The sequence below is a fragment of the Labilibaculum sp. DW002 genome, from assembly GCF_029029525.1.
Taxonomy (GTDB): domain Bacteria; phylum Bacteroidota; class Bacteroidia; order Bacteroidales; family Marinifilaceae; genus Paralabilibaculum; species Paralabilibaculum antarcticum.
The window spans coordinates 65,595-80,458 of sequence record NZ_JAKJSC010000010.1; the positions used below are offsets into that span (position 1 = coordinate 65,595).

Genomic DNA, 14,864 nt, shown 5'->3' on the forward strand with positions numbered 1-14,864 from the left:
GGCTTTTGCTGCGTACTGTCTGAATTTCAACGAGTCAGAAACTCAATATTTGTAATGATTTTTGTGTTGATTAAAAAAAAATGAATCAAATGTTTTTTTTCTTTTGCAGAATCAAAAAAAGCGCATATATTTGCAACGCAATTGAGAGAACAACGGTTCACTTTTAAAAGCACTATGCGAGAATAGCTCAGTTGGTAGAGCACGACCTTGCCAAGGTCGGGGTCGCGAGTTCGAGTCTCGTTTCTCGCTCAATCCTTTAAGGATGCCCGGATGGTGGAATTGGTAGACACGCTGGACTTAAAATCCAGTGGCTTCACGGCCGTGCGGGTTCAAGTCCCGCTCCGGGTACCAGGATGAAGACTGTTTCAGTAATGAAACAGTCTTTTTTTATGCCCTAATGCTTCTTATTTTTTTGTAAATTCCCTCCAAATAAAAAAATACTATCAATGACTCGCAATATTTCATTCCTTATTTTCTTTATCACGAGCCTCACACTAAATGCACAAAAAGTAGATTTAATTTACTTTACAGATGCACATCAAATATTTCCTGTTGATGATGTTGATGGTGGACGAGGTGGTGTTGCCCGATTAAAAACAATTGTCGATGAGGTAAAGAATGTAAATGAGAATACCTTGGTAATTCATGGCGGCGATTTGTGCGGAGGTGTTCTTTTTGGAGGAATGTACAAAGGTGAACCAATGATCGAAGCCTTTAATGATATTCCTGTGGACATTTGCAATTTTGGTCAGCATGAATTCGATTTTGGATCAAAACATACCATTCAATTGTTATCTAAATCAAAATCTCAATGGTTTAGTTCCAATCTTAAAAATAGAGATGGCGAAGTATTTGGCAATTTACCCGCCTTTTTGGTAAAAGAGCTGGGAGGATTAAAAATTGGATTTATTGGTTTAACTGATGCGATGAATACAAGCATAAAGGATGATTTGGTTATTCAGGAAGATTTATTTGCTTCGGTTTCTGATGTGATTTCCCAGTTGAGTAATCTCGATTTTATTGTCCTTTTAAGCCAAACAAATTTAGATACCAACCGAAAATTAATTGAGCAATTCCCAGAAATCGACTTAATACTTACCGAGGAACAGTACGAGCAGGAAAGTAATGTATTCTACAAAGGGCATGTTCCAGTTGTATCTACTGCGGGTAATATGAGTTCAGTAGCTAAAATATCTTTAGGAGAGAATAAAAAGATTCTGGTTGATATTATTCCATTGGATCAAAAAGTTGCTTCGGAGAAGTATATGCGAGATATGGAAGTCTATTATAAAAAAGACATGGAATTACAGCTTTCTGAAAAGATATGTGAACTAGAGGTTCCTCTTAACTTTCGAGATGGTATTATTGGAGAAAGTCTTGCCGGAAATTTAATTAGCGATGCTTTTAAAGAGTGGCACGATTCTAATGTTGGAATGATTAACGGAGGTGGTATACGAGCTGATATTTCTGCAGGGGATTTTATGCTAAAATCAGCACGATCCTTACTGCCTTTTGGGAATAAAATTTGTCAGATTATTATTAAAGGTTCGGAGTTGAAAAAAGTATTGCGTAATCACGCAAGTGACAAAAAAGGTGCTTTACTTCATGTATCAGGAATTACATACGCATATAAAGATTCGTTGATTACTGTCCTTAGAAATGGCATAGAATTAGATGATGAGGAGTTGTTAACAGTTTCCTTAAATAGCTTTTTATTAGAACGTCTTGATGCAGATTTTGAGATTTTAATAGACAAGTTAGATCCCGAAGCTATTGCAGACTATGATGTTTTAAAGGCTTATTGTAAAAAACACAAATTAGTTAAACCCGTGTTAGAAAAGAGAATTTCACTATTTAGAAATGAATAATACTTGCAATTCTACGTTAGTATTATATTTGTTAGAAATAATATTTTTTTTAATGTTGAAAATAAAGTTCTGCCTGGTAGTTATATGTAGTTTATGGGTTTGTAATGCATTTGCTCAAGATCAATTAAAAGAATCTAAGTACTTATTTTTTATTGAGCCTGAGCTAATGTTAGGGCAAACGGTGGCAAATTATAATGATTTCCCGGATACAAAGCCGGTTAAATCCTTTTTTTTAAGCGTTGGTATAAAGGATACACGAAATATTCACAGTAGCAAATATTATAATCATCCAACTACCGGTGTAAATTTATCGTACTCTAATCTCGGTAATGATTCTATTCTGGGAAAATCTTTTGGCGTGATGCCCTTTATTCAGTTCTATCCATGGGGAAATCGTCAAAAACGATGGTCTTTAAAATTTGGTGTTGGAGGTAGTTATTTCACAAAATCTTATAGACAAAGCAATCAGAATTTAGCAATAGGATCTCACCTTACTTGGTCGTTTCAGGCTTTTTTATATCGTGAATTATTTGCATTGAATCGAATGCAATTTAGGATGGGAGCTGGTTATTTACATAGTTCAAACGGGCATACCCAATTGCCTAATATGGGACTGAATTCAGCACAAGTTAGTTTGTCGTGCCAGTGGACTTCTCGTCCCTTAATTTCAAAAAAGAAAGATATTTATCTGGGTGCAAATATGGGTTTAAATAGACGATATTTTATCAATGTGCGAAGTGGAATTGGAGTACACGAATATGGAGGAAAAAGTAAACCGGTAGGTAGGTGGTGACAAGGGCTATGTTTATTCCACTGCTTTAAGTGGAGGGATACTTTTTAAACAACATCTAAAAGTAAGAGCTGGTTTTACTTATCGATTTTATGAGCATTATTATGATCAGATTAAAGAGTTGGCCAAGCCGGATTATATCGATTCTCCTTCGTGGAACGCATCAAATATCTATTTTCACTTGGGGAGTGAGTTTCTAATTGGCCACTTTGGTTTGGATATTGAGGGCGGCTTGAACCTTTATAAACCATTTTATAAAGAGTATTATGAGACTCATGGTAGTTCGAATGAGTTAAAATATAAGCTGAAAAAATATTTTTCGAGTAGAATGGGGCTTAATTTTTATATTATAAACACCAATAAACTGCCTAAGAATAATTTCTTTATTGGTGCGAATATCAACGCTAATTTCGGACAAGCCGATTTTACCGAGTTGAATTTCGGATATATGTACACATTTTTGTAAATCAAAAAATGTAGATGAAGCATTAATTGGCTCCACCTACAAATTTTGATAATTATCCTACATTAAATCAAATGCCAAGGTCACATAAAAACTACGACCAGGCGCATTAATCGCTTGCATACTGCTTTTCACAGATCGGTTTAAATGTTCGTAGTACGTTTCATCGAATAGATTTCGAATACCTCCAGTTAGCTGAAATTGTTTAGATAAAAGATAAGATGCTTTAAAATCAAGCAAAGTGAACGATGGACTAGGAGTTTCTCCATAGGTCTTCGAAACTCGTTCTTGTTTTAATGCATGACGAAGAGCTATTTCTGGATGAAATTTTTTCTTGCAGAAAGTTCCGCCTAAAGTATACCTTAAGTCCAATGGTGGTATTTCAGGCAAAGCTTGACTTCTATCTTTATTTTTTCCATAAGTATAAGCCGTATTTATTTTGTGATAAACCAATGGGCAAATATTTTGAAACCACGATAACTCAAAACCACGCATGACAGCTTTATCAATATTGACAAATTGCTTAACACCAGGAGCTGAATTCATCAATGGACTTAAATCTTCTCTAATTTCTGAACTAATGTAATCTTTTAAAATAGATGCAAACAAGCTAATATCTAATTCTGATTTATCTGTTTTCCATTTAAAATTATAGTCTACTTGGTAATTTTTTTCAGATTTCAATCTGGTATTCCCTATTCGCTCGTAGGGATCACGATCAATAGATAAATAATTTATGAAACGTTCAGCTAAACCACCACTACGTTCTGCCCGACCAAACCATAAACCCATTCTAACTTCTTTAGAAAGATCGTGCGTCGCTCCAAAGCTTGCCGAAACATTTAGCTTGTCTGATGGGTTTTTCTGATTGGTTGCAAGAAAACGATCGGCTTCGTCTCTGCTTTCGGCACTATTGTGCTCTAAGCGCGATGATGCAACGAAATAAACATCATTTATGGAGAAATGATATTCTCCAAACATACTAAACTTAGAAATCTTGCTGTCTTGCCATATATTATCCTGAAGCGTATTACCAGTCATTGGCCCCATAAGCATTTCACGATATCGATTACCTTCTGCCTCTTCTGACTTAAAGTCGACACCGGCAAACAACGAACTATTATGAAATGCGAAACTGGCCTCTGATCGGGCACCATAATTTTTCGTTTCAGCCAATGTAACAGCATTTACCATTCTTGGATCTAGATTTTTGCCTAAATTATCCATTGTATGATCAACAAAAGAGCCAAACAAAGAAGAGGAAATTGAATTGAGTGCTGAATTTTTAAAACTGATTTTATGTCCAAAATTCATTAGCCAGGTATCATCTTCTCTCAAATCCATATTTAGAGCAGGAAAATCAACATCTTCTGCATAGTTATTATTTGCAGAAATTTTTAAACTTTGCCTATTGGATAACTTGAAAACTGAAGACAAGCCAATATTGCGACGATTAAAACCTGAAGGAATTTTATTCCCTTTACCATCCTCATAATCGTCACCTTCACTATAGGCTCCATAAATGCCAAAATTGTAGAATTTGCCTTTTGCCCCAGCTAAAGCTTCTGTTCTGAATATATTTCCGTTGCTTTCGTAGCTTCCACTGGCGCGTCCGAATCCTTTTACAGATTCAGTAAAAGTAGCTGGTGCCGATTTGAAGTGGATTGTTCCACCAAAAGAACTCCCAAAACGAAGAGAATGAGGCCCTCTGATAATCTCAACCTGATCGACCATAGCCAATGGAATTTGCGATGCCGGAGGATCCATTCGATTGGGGCATGCTGCAGTCGCACTTAAGCCATTATCCATTACAATGTTTAACTGGTCGTATTTGAAACCTCTCATTACAGGGTCAAAGCCATAACTTCCACTTTTCCTTATTCCCCCAATAAAAGTATTCTGACTTAGAAAATCACCTGCATCATGAGATAATTTATCACTATTACGAACTTCCATTACCTGATTTTTAGGTTTGTTACTTCGGGCAATTACGGTTGTTGGCATCAAAGAGATGTATGATTTGTTGAGTTTTAGAGTGCCAGAAGTAATTGCACTATTAATTTTCTCGCTGTTGATCTCTTGTTTTCCATAGTTTACATGTGATACATATAATTTTTCATTAGGAATTAAATTGATCGTGATTGTTCCGTCAATGGTACTGCTTCCAGTCTGATTTTTATAGATAAAATGTGCGTAAGAGATTGCTTCTCCAGTGGCTGCATCTTCTAATTTTATAGATTGTTGCGAATAGGCTTGAACTCCTAAGAATAGGAATAAAGCCATGAGAATATTTTTCATGTGTATTTATTTAAATTCATGGTGTTATACTTTAGTGAGAGTGTATACTACTTCAATAAAATGAAGATGCAATTATCCCATTAAAGTATGTTGTACAGTGAATTACCAAGAGAGTGTTGGTGTATTTGTAATGACGAAATTGAATGCTTTTCGCCCTTTCAATTAGGAAGTAATTCTACTCTTTGGAGGATGAAAAATATCAAAGGAATATTGAATAGAGTGTAGTGGTTCCGAGTAGCTTATTTGATTTCGTAGACTCGAAGCAATATTTTTTTTGTTTATAATATCAAGCCATTGAATGAACAATTGGAATTCTTTTTGAGTAAGATTTTCTTCACTTGACTTTTCTTCTTCGTGTTGCTTAATTTGTTTTTTAAGATGACACTTACCATTGCATTCCATTTCTGGCTTGTCTTTGTTGGTACAAATTGAAGCAAAATAATCCTGATTGATTGTAAAGTTTAGGCTAATCAGAGCTGTCTCAAATGTTTGGATTGAGAAAAGAACAAGTAGCAGATATGTAGAAAGCAGCTTCAATTATTAGAAAATGAGTGTTGGATTATTAAATATAAAGGTTTTAAATGAAAAGTGAATACATTATTTTTAGGACTGTAAAATAACTTGAGAATCATTTTTGTTTAATCCACTAAAAATAATCAAAACAATGAATAAGATTTTTACATTGCTGTTATTGGTGCTAATTGTGGCATCGTGCATGGAAAAAAAGGAAGTGGAATTGCGTGTTTTACAATTCAACATATGGCAAGAAGGAACTAAAGTCGATAATGGATATAATGCTATCATCGATGAAATTGTTAGCACAAAGGCAGATTTGATTGCTTTAAGCGAGGTAAGAAATTACGATGGATCTAATTTGGCAACAAGGCTTGTGGCATCACTAAAAGAAAAAGGGTTTACCTATTATTCACAAAAAAGTCAGGATACAGGAATACTTTCAAAGTATCCAATAGTAAATCAGGAAGCGCTATATCCGGTAAAAGATGATCATGGTTCGATTACAAAAGCCTTGATCGATGTGAATGGAACAACAATTGCTTTCTATAGTGCTCATTTGGATTACTTAAACTGTGCCTTGTATTTGCCACGAGGATATGATGGTAGCACTTGGGAAAAGCTCGATGCACCCATTACAGATTTGAACGCTATAAAAGAAGCTAATTTGGCATCGAAAAGAGATGATGCCATTCGGGTTTTTATTGCTGATGCGAAGAAGGAGGAAAAGAAAGGGCGATTGATAATTTTGGGTGGAGATTTTAATGAGCCTTCGCATAGAGATTGGGTGAACGAGAATAGAAACAAGTATGATCATAATGGGGCAGTTATAGATTGGCACAATACAATTGAACTTGAAAAAGCAGGTTATACGGATACATATCGTGAAATTTTTCCGAATCCAATATCTCATCCGGGTTTTACTTACCCCGCAGATAATCCTCTGGTAGATCTGAATAAACTAGCCTGGAGTCCTGAAGCAGATGACCGCGATAGAATTGATTTTATCTTCTACAAGCCCGATGTTAAATTAGAGCTTAAAGAAGTTTCGATACATGGTCCTAATGGATCTGTTGCAAGAAATAAAAGAATTGTTGAAACCACTCAAGATCCTTTTATTTTGCCTCTAGATGTTTGGCCAACGGATCATAAGGCAGTTTTGGCAGTGTTTAATTTGAAGAAACAGTAATTTGATTGCTATTATTACTTGCCTATAGATTAAAAATGAAAAATGGCTTGTACGCGTGACGTATGAGGCTCAAAAGCAAAAAGTTGGTTTTTATGCGTCGCGAATAAGGTTCAAAAGCAAAAAAGCTGACTATTTGCGCGACATATAAGCGGTCTAAACAAAAAAGACTCATACGCGTGACGTATGAGTCGAAATTAAAAATATCTTATATTACAGATTGATTACCTTATCGGCATCGGCTTGTAATGTGATAATGTCTGGCATGCTACCTACATTTCCTACTTTTATCTGATCAGATAGTTCAAAATAATCCAGACAGGTTTTGCAAGCCAACAATTGAACGCCTTTTTTGTCAAGCTTTTGCAATGTCTCAATTGCAGGAGAGTTTTCACAAATCAGTTTCACGCCAGCATTGTAAAAAACAATTATTTTAGGTGTTCGACCATCAGCATCTAAAAGTTTAAAATAGTTGGTAATCAGTTTTAAACCTAATTCTTCGCTGCCAGTTCCCATTCCATTTTGGGTAACTTGTATTAATGTATTTCTATGCATTTTATCTATTTTACACTGATGTAAGGACCTTCAGAATTTTTACGTTCAATCATTTTTCCTACCGGATTTAGATCAAAGCCTTCACTTTTGGCAAGAGCTATAAAATCATCGATATGATTGTTGTCAATAGCAACAAGCAGGCCACCACTGGTTTGAGGATCACATAAAAGTGATTTCTGCAATTCAGTAATCTCACCAACTAAGTGACCATATGAAGCCCAGTTTCTTCGAGTTCCACCTGGTGTGCATTTTTGTTGAATCAATTCTTCAACGCCATCAATTTTAGGAACTGCGGCATAGTCAATTTCAGCATTTACATTACTGCCTTCGCAGATTTCGCCTAAATGTCCTAGCAGACCAAAACCAGTGACATCAGTCATTGATTTTACGTATTCTAATTCTCCGAATACCTGACCAACTTTGTTTAAGGCACACATCAAATCAACAACAGTTTGATTATTTTCGTGAGCAATTAATTTCTTCTTCTCAGCAGTTGTAAAAACGCCAATACCCAGAGGCTTAGTAAGGAAAAGGCTACAATTTGGAGTGGCCGTATTGTTTTGCTTCACTCTATCAGTTGAAACAATTCCGTTAACGGATAATCCGAAAACAGGATCGGAAATATCAATAGAATGACCACCAGCCAATTGAATACCTGCATTGGCACAAACATCACGAGCACCTTCAATGACTTGTTGTGCTAGTTCAGTAGGTAGCTTATCCAATGGCCAAGCTAAAATGGCAAGTGCCATAATTGGCTTTCCCCCCATAGCATATACATCGCTAATGGCATTTGTTGCTGCAATTCGACCAAAATCGTATGGATCGTCAACAATTGGCGTAAAGAAATCAGTTGTGCTAATTAAAGCTTGACCATTCCCCATATCATAAACAGCAGCATCATCTTTTGTGTCGTTTCCAACCAACATTTTAGGGTTTGAAATGGCAGGACTACTACTTTTAAAATGACTTCTAAATCCTTTGGCGATATTTTACATCCACAACCGGCTCCCGGACTGAATTGCGTTAACTTCTTAGTTTCCATAATGTTCTTGATCTTTTAAAACGCTGCAAAGATATTACTTTTTATGCTTCCTTATTCTCAAGTACTTGTTTTATTGTTAAAATATTGAATTAGTTTAACACGGAAGGTCCCAAGGTTCACTGAGAATAAAATGCTCAAATAATAATACTTAGGAAAGTTTTTTCCCTCTGTGTGACTCTGTGTACTTGGTGGTAGAAATATTTTTAATTAATCATGCAATTATTCACTTTGTGTTCTTCGTGCTATCCTTCGTTTGTCTTTGTGGTTACACTTTTTTCTCTGCGCCTCTGTGGTGGTTTCTTTTTTAATAAAACTGATTCAGTCAACACCAATGATTCAATGAGTAAGAATTACCATTTAGGAAATAAATGATGATTTGAATTAGTTTTCCTTTATCAGCTTAGATTTACTATTTTTGAAGCTAGCTAAAAATTAGACTATTAATGGCATATAAAAATTATAAAATAGCATTGTCAATAGTATTGCTTGTAAGCATATTTATTGCCTGCTCTTCTCAGTCCAAATTAAAATTAGGAATTGATCCTTTAAAGCAGCAAGCTTTGTATGTTGAGGAGTGTGGTGCTTTTACTTGTGTTAGTGAAGTGAATTCTAAGGTGCAGAATAACTTGGCAAAGGCGGGAAAAAAGATGCTTCAGATTTATTTGATTCGTCATGCAAAACCAGATGTGAAAAAGAAAGCATTTTGTTCTGCTGATGAAGCACAACAATATGTGAAAGATTACAATTCGGTTCCAATTATCCCTTTTGATCCTGACTTAGTTTCGGTCAATCTACAATCGAATCATACAATTTATTGCTCTAGCTTGCCGCGATCGCAAGAAACAGCGCTAAATATTTTTGGAGATAAATATCCTGTAGTAGCAGATTCTATATTTAGAGAATTTGAAATTAGAATGATTGATGCAAATAGTTTTTTAAAACTGCCAATGGTGTTGTGGCAAGGACTAAGTCGTGGTAGCTGGATGTTAGGATTTAATCATCGAGGCATCGAAAGCCATAAAGAGGCAAAGCTAAGAGCTAATAAGGCAGCTGAAAACCTAATTAAGGTTGCTAGGCATGAGGAAACAGCTATTTTGGTTGCACATGGAATGTTGAACGGAGCTATTTCCAAAGAGCTCGAAAAAAAAGGATGGAGACAGATTCAAAAACAAGGCCATGTAAATCTGGGAGCTACCATCCTTGTTAAAATAATTAATGAGTGAATGAGGTTTGAGTAAATAAGTAGTTTACTTTATCCTTTTGACTTGAGACTTGAAGCTTTATTTTTTTCTAGCCATCATTAAACCATGACGTATTGGTAAAAGAACATTCTCCACTCTGGAATCTTCCTGAATAAATTTATTAAATTCTAAAATTCCACGAGTTTGCTTGTCGTGATTCTCTGTTTCATTTACTACTTTTCCGTCCCACAAAACATCATCAGCAAGAATGAAGCCTCCCTGTTTTAATAAAGGCATAATAGTTTCGTAATAATCAATGTATTGGCGCTTGTCGGCATCAATAAATACCAAATCGAATTCTCCGGTAAGTTTCGGTATGATATCCAGAGCTTCACCAATATGAAATTTTATACGCTCTTCACAACCAGACTGTTTGAAAAATTTACGAGTGAAATGTTCTAATTCGTCGTTGCAATCTATGGTGTGAATTTCACAATCAGAAGAGGTTCCCATTGCCATAGAAATCGCTGAATACCCAGTATAGGTACCAATTTCTAAAACACGTTTTGGATTCTGCATTTGGCAAATCATCTTTAAAAATTTGCCTTGAAGGTGTCCTGAAAGCATTCGTGGACGTAGCATTTTAACGTGAGTTTCTCTGTTTAAATCTTTTAGGACTTGATCCTCATTTTCTGAGTGCCCTAATATATAATCTTCTAGTGCTTTATTAATTTCTATCATGCTTATACGATTTTAGAAATGAAATTCTCGTATAATGCCGATTGATATCTAAAAATCAATCCTAAAAGAAGTGAGATGATTGAATAATTTAAATACTAATTGGTATTATTTATACATCAAAGTGGTCAAATTGTCTTTGTTTAAAATCTCATTCGAAACTTCAAGAAGTTCTTCAGCTGTAATGCTCTCAATTTTGTCGTAAATATCTTGCTGAGAATCTATTTTGTTATAAAGAAGATAACTTTTCCCAACACTAAGCATCAAGTTTTCATTGTTTTCACAAGAAATAGCAATTTGTCCTAGTATTTGATTTTTTGCTCGTTTTAGTTGCATTGCTCCAAGCTTTTTGGTGCATAGTAAATCCATCTCTTTATAGATTAGTGACAGACATTTATCTAAATAGCCTTTGTCGGTACCAAAATAGATGCTTACAACACCAGTATCGACATATGGTGAGTAGTTTGACTCTATATTATAAGCCAAGCCATGTCTTTCTCGAAGAGTCAAATTCAAGCGAGAGTTCATTCCAGGGCCACCAAGTAAATTAGTCAATAATGAAAGGGGAATTCGTCTATCATCATTTAAATCGTAAGCTACATTTCCTAGTATACAATGACGTTGGTGTGTGTTCTTTATCATGGTTTGTGTGCGAGCTTTATAGGAATTTGGTTTTGTTCTTTTGGTCGTGCGAATACTCTCAGGTATGTGCCCAAAGAATTTTTCAACCATTTTAATCAATTTCTTAAAAGAAATGTTTCCGACTGATGAAATTACCATTTGATCGGTGTGGTAATTATTCTTTATGAATTTTTGAATGTTCTCTTTTGTGAAACTTTTTATATTTTCAGGAGTGCCCAAAATATTTCTTCCAATAGAATCGTTTTTGAATATTAAATCTTCAAAATCATCAAAAATTAATTCAGAAGGCGAATCTTTATATGAATTGATTTCATCGAGAACGATTTCTTTCTCCTTTTCCAGTTCTTTTTCAGGGAAAATGGAATTAAAGCTGATATCGCTTATCAATTCCAAGGCACGTTTGTAATCTTTGTCCAGGAATGTGGCGTAAATACAAGTGTCTTCCTTTGTGGTGTAGGCATTAAGTTCTCCGCCTACATCTTCCATTCTATTTAAGATGTGATAGGCTTTACGCTTGTTTGTTCCTTTGAAAATAACATGCTCTATAAAGTGTGCAATACCCCACTCGTCATCACTTTCATCGCGAGAACCAGTATTTAGAATGATTCCACAATGTGCTACTTTTTGATCCACCTGGCGATGGATTAAACGGATACCATTTGATAATGTGTGAGTTTCGAAAAGCATATAGAGTTTTATTAGGCTGCAAAGGTAATAAGAACTTTATATATCGATTAAAAACCTGTGTATTTTCCTATTTTTTATTTGGAGGCGATAATTTTTTGCTTACTTTTGTGTCGCTCAAGTAAAGCGGTGCCATAGCTCAGTTGGTAGAGCAATGGACTGAAAATCCATGTGTCCCTGGTTCGATTCCAGGTGGCACCACCACTTTTTCTTGACAACAATACCAATAGGGTGCCATAGCTCAGTTGGTAGAGCAATGGACTGAAAATCCATGTGTCCCTGGTTCGATTCCAGGTGGCACCACCCAAAAAGCCGATCAGAAGATCGGCTTTTTTGTGCATATAATTCAAATGAATATTGTGTGTTAAACAGAAATTTAACATGTAGTTTTCACTTAAGAGGCCTTTTTTTGACGAGACCTCCTTTTGCATCTTTTATACTATGCATAATGACAAAAGCATCTCTGTCTATTTTATCAACCTCCATGTGTAATTTTGCTAGTTCTAGCCTTGTCATTAGCGTGTAAATGATTTCCGTTTCTTTTTGAGATTTCCCTCTTTTGCCGTAATAAATGGTGCATCCTCTTCCTAATTTCTCAATTATAGTTTGGCTAATCTCTTTATTTTTTTCTGATATAATTGTAACGCCTACATACTCTTCAATTCCTGAAACAACAAAATCAACCGTTTTTGATGCCACTATATATGTCAAAATTGCATATAGGGCAATTTCAATAGTCAAAACATATGCTGCAATTCCAAAAATAAGCACATTGAATATCAAAATTACGTCACCAATTGTTAATGGCGTTTTTCGGTTTATATAAATAGCTAATATTTCTGTTCCATCGATTACAGATCCGCCACGAATAGCCAATCCTATTCCCATACCTAAAAAAAATCCTCCAAATGCTGCAATCAGTAATTTGTCTTCCGTAATTATGGGAAATGGTATAAAATGAACTGTAATTGCCAGTAATACTATGGCAATAATACTTTTAATTGTAAACTGACGACTTAGTGTAGTAAATCCCAGTATTAAAAATGGTATGTTAACTGCAACAATTAAAATTGATAGGGGTAGTACGGTAAGTTCAGCGATCATTAGGGAAATCCCCATTACACCACCATCAATAAATAGGTTGGGGAGTAGAAATCCTTTTAAGCCAAAACCTGCGCAAAGAATACCTAAAAGAATGAAAATAAAATCATGAACGATATGAATTAATTCAACCGTTGCATTTTTTACTTTTTTATGCACTTGAATATCTGGTGTTTTTTTCTTCTTTACTTGATATTTTACAGTTTCAAAAATTATTTGTCGTAAAAATGGGAACATGTTTAAAGTCTTATTTTGATAAATATTTCACAATCTTACTATACTTTTCTTATCTCTTATTTCCCTGATGGATTTTTCTAATTTCTTATGAAGAAGATAGTTAATTAATAAATAATCATTGATAGAAGCTTATCTAATATGTTGTTATTTAGATAGAATATAAAAAATGATTCGGATATATTGAATGAGTACATACAAAAAGAGTCAATAATCAGAAACGATTATTGACTCTTTACAATATCTTATTTTGGTTTAATTTGCGCCAACCAATTCATCAAAACCTTTCTTCTTAAACTCACGTTCGTTTGTTGATAGTGCTTTTGCAGCAGTTATAACTGGGAAGTTTCCACTTACGATATAATCTAAGGCAGCTTTAAAGTTGCTTTCTTCAATATCTCCAAAATCATATGACAAATCATCTGATATTTCTAAATCAACAGGAATACCTTCGAAATAATCACCTTCATCAGCAGCATTGGTAATTTTAAAACTAATTGGAACGATAGCCAGATTTAATGATATATCTTCAAAAACATACATGCCAACAGGTTTTCCGTGGGTTGTACTTCCAATTAGAATAACATCATCTAAGTAAGGTTTTAAGCCATTAATAACCATTTCGCTTGCCGATGCTGTTCCCGATGTCGTAATTATAAAAACACGATCAAAAGCGTATGCAGCGGCTTGTTCTTGGAATGCTTCAGTAAAATCTTCACTCATTTTTGATTCGTTGTGAAAAACCTTAGAGTATATATCATTTGTAAAGGCATTGCCAGTTATCAATGAAGATAATTGATTAGAAATTGCAGTACTTCCACCACCATTGTATCTGAGATCTAAAACCAATTCTTCTGCGCTTTGTTCTTTAAAGTAAGTAAAGGCTTCATTCAATTCCTCTTCCGATTTTGTTAAAAAGCTGTCAAATGCTAAATAAGCAACTTTAATTCCTTGATAATCGATTACCTCTCTTTTTAATACTGAATTTTGATCTAGAGTAATTTGACTTGCTAGGAAATCTTTTTGTTCGCCAATATTATTTTCAAATACGAATTGTGCAGAAGATTTGTCTAGTTCATCTAGAACTTGATTGTCACTTAAACTAGAAACATCCTTGCCATTAATGTTGATTAGTTTCCAGCCACGAGCTATTCCTTCAGCTGCAAGAGGCGATTCATCAAAAATTAGTTTTACTCTTAAGTCGTTGTTGCTATCATATTTAAAGCCAAGTCCATATCCAATATAGGTTCCATTTTCTAAGTAGGCTAATAGCTGATCGCGATTTGCGATATAGCTCCAACGATCTTTTGAGACCAATAACTCTTCAAAATAGTTATTGACAGAATTATAATTCGAGGAATTGATATCTGGTAATTCATCATTCCAAAAATACCATGCTTCCATTACCTCATTAATCACATCAAATTCATTTTTTTTGTGATCCGAGTCGTCTTTATTGCAGGAGGTATATGCTAACGAAGTAAGTATTACTGTAATTAGTAACAATAACTTAGAGAATGAGTTTTTCATATGATGATGATTTGTATTCAAATTAGTAATTTACCC

The 14,864-nt window shown here is 34.8% G+C and carries 11 protein-coding genes, 4 tRNA genes and 1 pseudogene; 9 read left to right on the forward strand and 7 right to left on the reverse strand.

Annotated elements, in window-relative coordinates:
• Positions 1 to 176: 176 nt before the first annotated feature.
• The 5 genes from L3049_RS20490 to L3049_RS20510 all read left to right on the forward strand — a co-directional run bounded on the left by L3049_RS20490 (position 177) and on the right by L3049_RS20510 (position 3,124).
• A tRNA-Gly gene (locus L3049_RS20490) sits at positions 177 to 249 on the forward strand.
• Positions 250 to 264: 15 nt separating this feature from the next.
• Positions 265 to 351 (forward strand) — tRNA-Leu (locus L3049_RS20495).
• A 95-nt stretch (positions 352 to 446) separates the two neighbouring features.
• Positions 447 to 1,868 (forward strand): bifunctional metallophosphatase/5'-nucleotidase, encoded by a 1,422-nt coding sequence (locus tag L3049_RS20500; protein WP_275111707.1) that lies wholly within the window; start codon positions 447 to 449, stop codon positions 1,866 to 1,868.
• Positions 1,869 to 1,920: 52 nt separating this feature from the next.
• Positions 1,921 to 2,661 carry an acyloxyacyl hydrolase gene (locus L3049_RS20505; RefSeq protein WP_275111708.1) on the forward strand — a complete coding sequence of 247 codons (741 nt, stop codon included), beginning with the start codon at positions 1,921 to 1,923 and terminating at the stop codon, positions 2,659 to 2,661.
• Between the two features lie 118 nt (positions 2,662 to 2,779).
• A complete protein-coding gene (locus tag L3049_RS20510; RefSeq protein ID WP_275111709.1) occupies positions 2,780 to 3,124 on the forward strand; it encodes a hypothetical protein in 345 nt (114 codons plus the stop codon).
• A 57-nt stretch (positions 3,125 to 3,181) separates the two neighbouring features.
• On the opposite strand, the gene L3049_RS20515 is transcribed toward L3049_RS20510, so the two are convergent.
• A complete protein-coding gene (locus L3049_RS20515) occupies positions 3,182 to 5,419 on the reverse strand; it encodes a TonB-dependent receptor domain-containing protein (RefSeq protein ID WP_275111710.1) in 2,238 nt (745 codons plus the stop codon).
• Positions 5,420 to 6,083: 664 nt separating this feature from the next.
• Between L3049_RS20515 and L3049_RS20520 the strand changes: the two genes are divergently transcribed.
• The gene (locus tag L3049_RS20520; protein ID WP_275111711.1) at positions 6,084 to 7,121 is read left to right on the forward strand and encodes an endonuclease/exonuclease/phosphatase family protein; all 1,038 of its coding nucleotides are present in this window, start codon (positions 6,084 to 6,086) and stop codon (positions 7,119 to 7,121) included.
• A 210-nt stretch (positions 7,122 to 7,331) separates the two neighbouring features.
• Here L3049_RS20520 and yedF read toward each other — a convergent pair whose 3' ends face one another.
• Together yedF and selD are read right to left on the reverse strand one after the other, a co-directional pair.
• Entirely contained in the window at positions 7,332 to 7,673 is a 342-nt protein-coding gene (gene yedF / locus L3049_RS20525) for a sulfurtransferase-like selenium metabolism protein YedF (protein WP_275111712.1), read from the reverse strand.
• Between the two features lie 5 nt (positions 7,674 to 7,678).
• A pseudogene (gene selD / locus L3049_RS20530) lies at positions 7,679 to 8,718 on the reverse strand (selenide, water dikinase SelD).
• Positions 8,719 to 9,161: 443 nt separating this feature from the next.
• On the opposite strand from selD, the gene L3049_RS20535 reads away from it, so the two are divergent.
• Positions 9,162 to 9,941, forward strand: coding sequence for a histidine phosphatase family protein (locus L3049_RS20535; RefSeq protein ID WP_275111713.1), 780 nt, complete (start codon positions 9,162 to 9,164; stop codon positions 9,939 to 9,941).
• A gap of 57 nt (positions 9,942 to 9,998) precedes the next feature.
• Here L3049_RS20535 and L3049_RS20540 read toward each other — a convergent pair whose 3' ends face one another.
• Together L3049_RS20540 and L3049_RS20545 are read right to left on the reverse strand one after the other, a co-directional pair.
• A complete protein-coding gene (locus tag L3049_RS20540) occupies positions 9,999 to 10,640 on the reverse strand; it encodes an O-methyltransferase (protein ID WP_275111714.1) in 642 nt (213 codons plus the stop codon).
• 105 nt (positions 10,641 to 10,745) lie between these two features.
• Entirely contained in the window at positions 10,746 to 11,966 is a 1,221-nt protein-coding gene (locus L3049_RS20545; protein WP_275111715.1) for a M16 family metallopeptidase, read from the reverse strand.
• 125 nt (positions 11,967 to 12,091) lie between these two features.
• Between L3049_RS20545 and L3049_RS20550 the strand changes: the two genes are divergently transcribed.
• A tRNA-Phe gene (locus L3049_RS20550) sits at positions 12,092 to 12,167 on the forward strand.
• A gap of 26 nt (positions 12,168 to 12,193) precedes the next feature.
• Positions 12,194 to 12,266, forward strand: a tRNA-Phe gene (locus tag L3049_RS20555).
• Between the two features lie 87 nt (positions 12,267 to 12,353).
• Here the strand turns inward: L3049_RS20555 and L3049_RS20560 are convergent.
• Positions 12,354 to 13,301 carry a YitT family protein gene (locus L3049_RS20560; protein WP_275111716.1) on the reverse strand — a complete coding sequence of 316 codons (948 nt, stop codon included), beginning with the start codon at positions 13,299 to 13,301 and terminating at the stop codon, positions 12,354 to 12,356.
• 252 nt (positions 13,302 to 13,553) lie between these two features.
• Entirely contained in the window at positions 13,554 to 14,828 is a 1,275-nt protein-coding gene (locus tag L3049_RS20565; RefSeq protein WP_275111717.1) for a S41 family peptidase, read from the reverse strand.
• Positions 14,829 to 14,864: the final 36 nt, after the last annotated feature.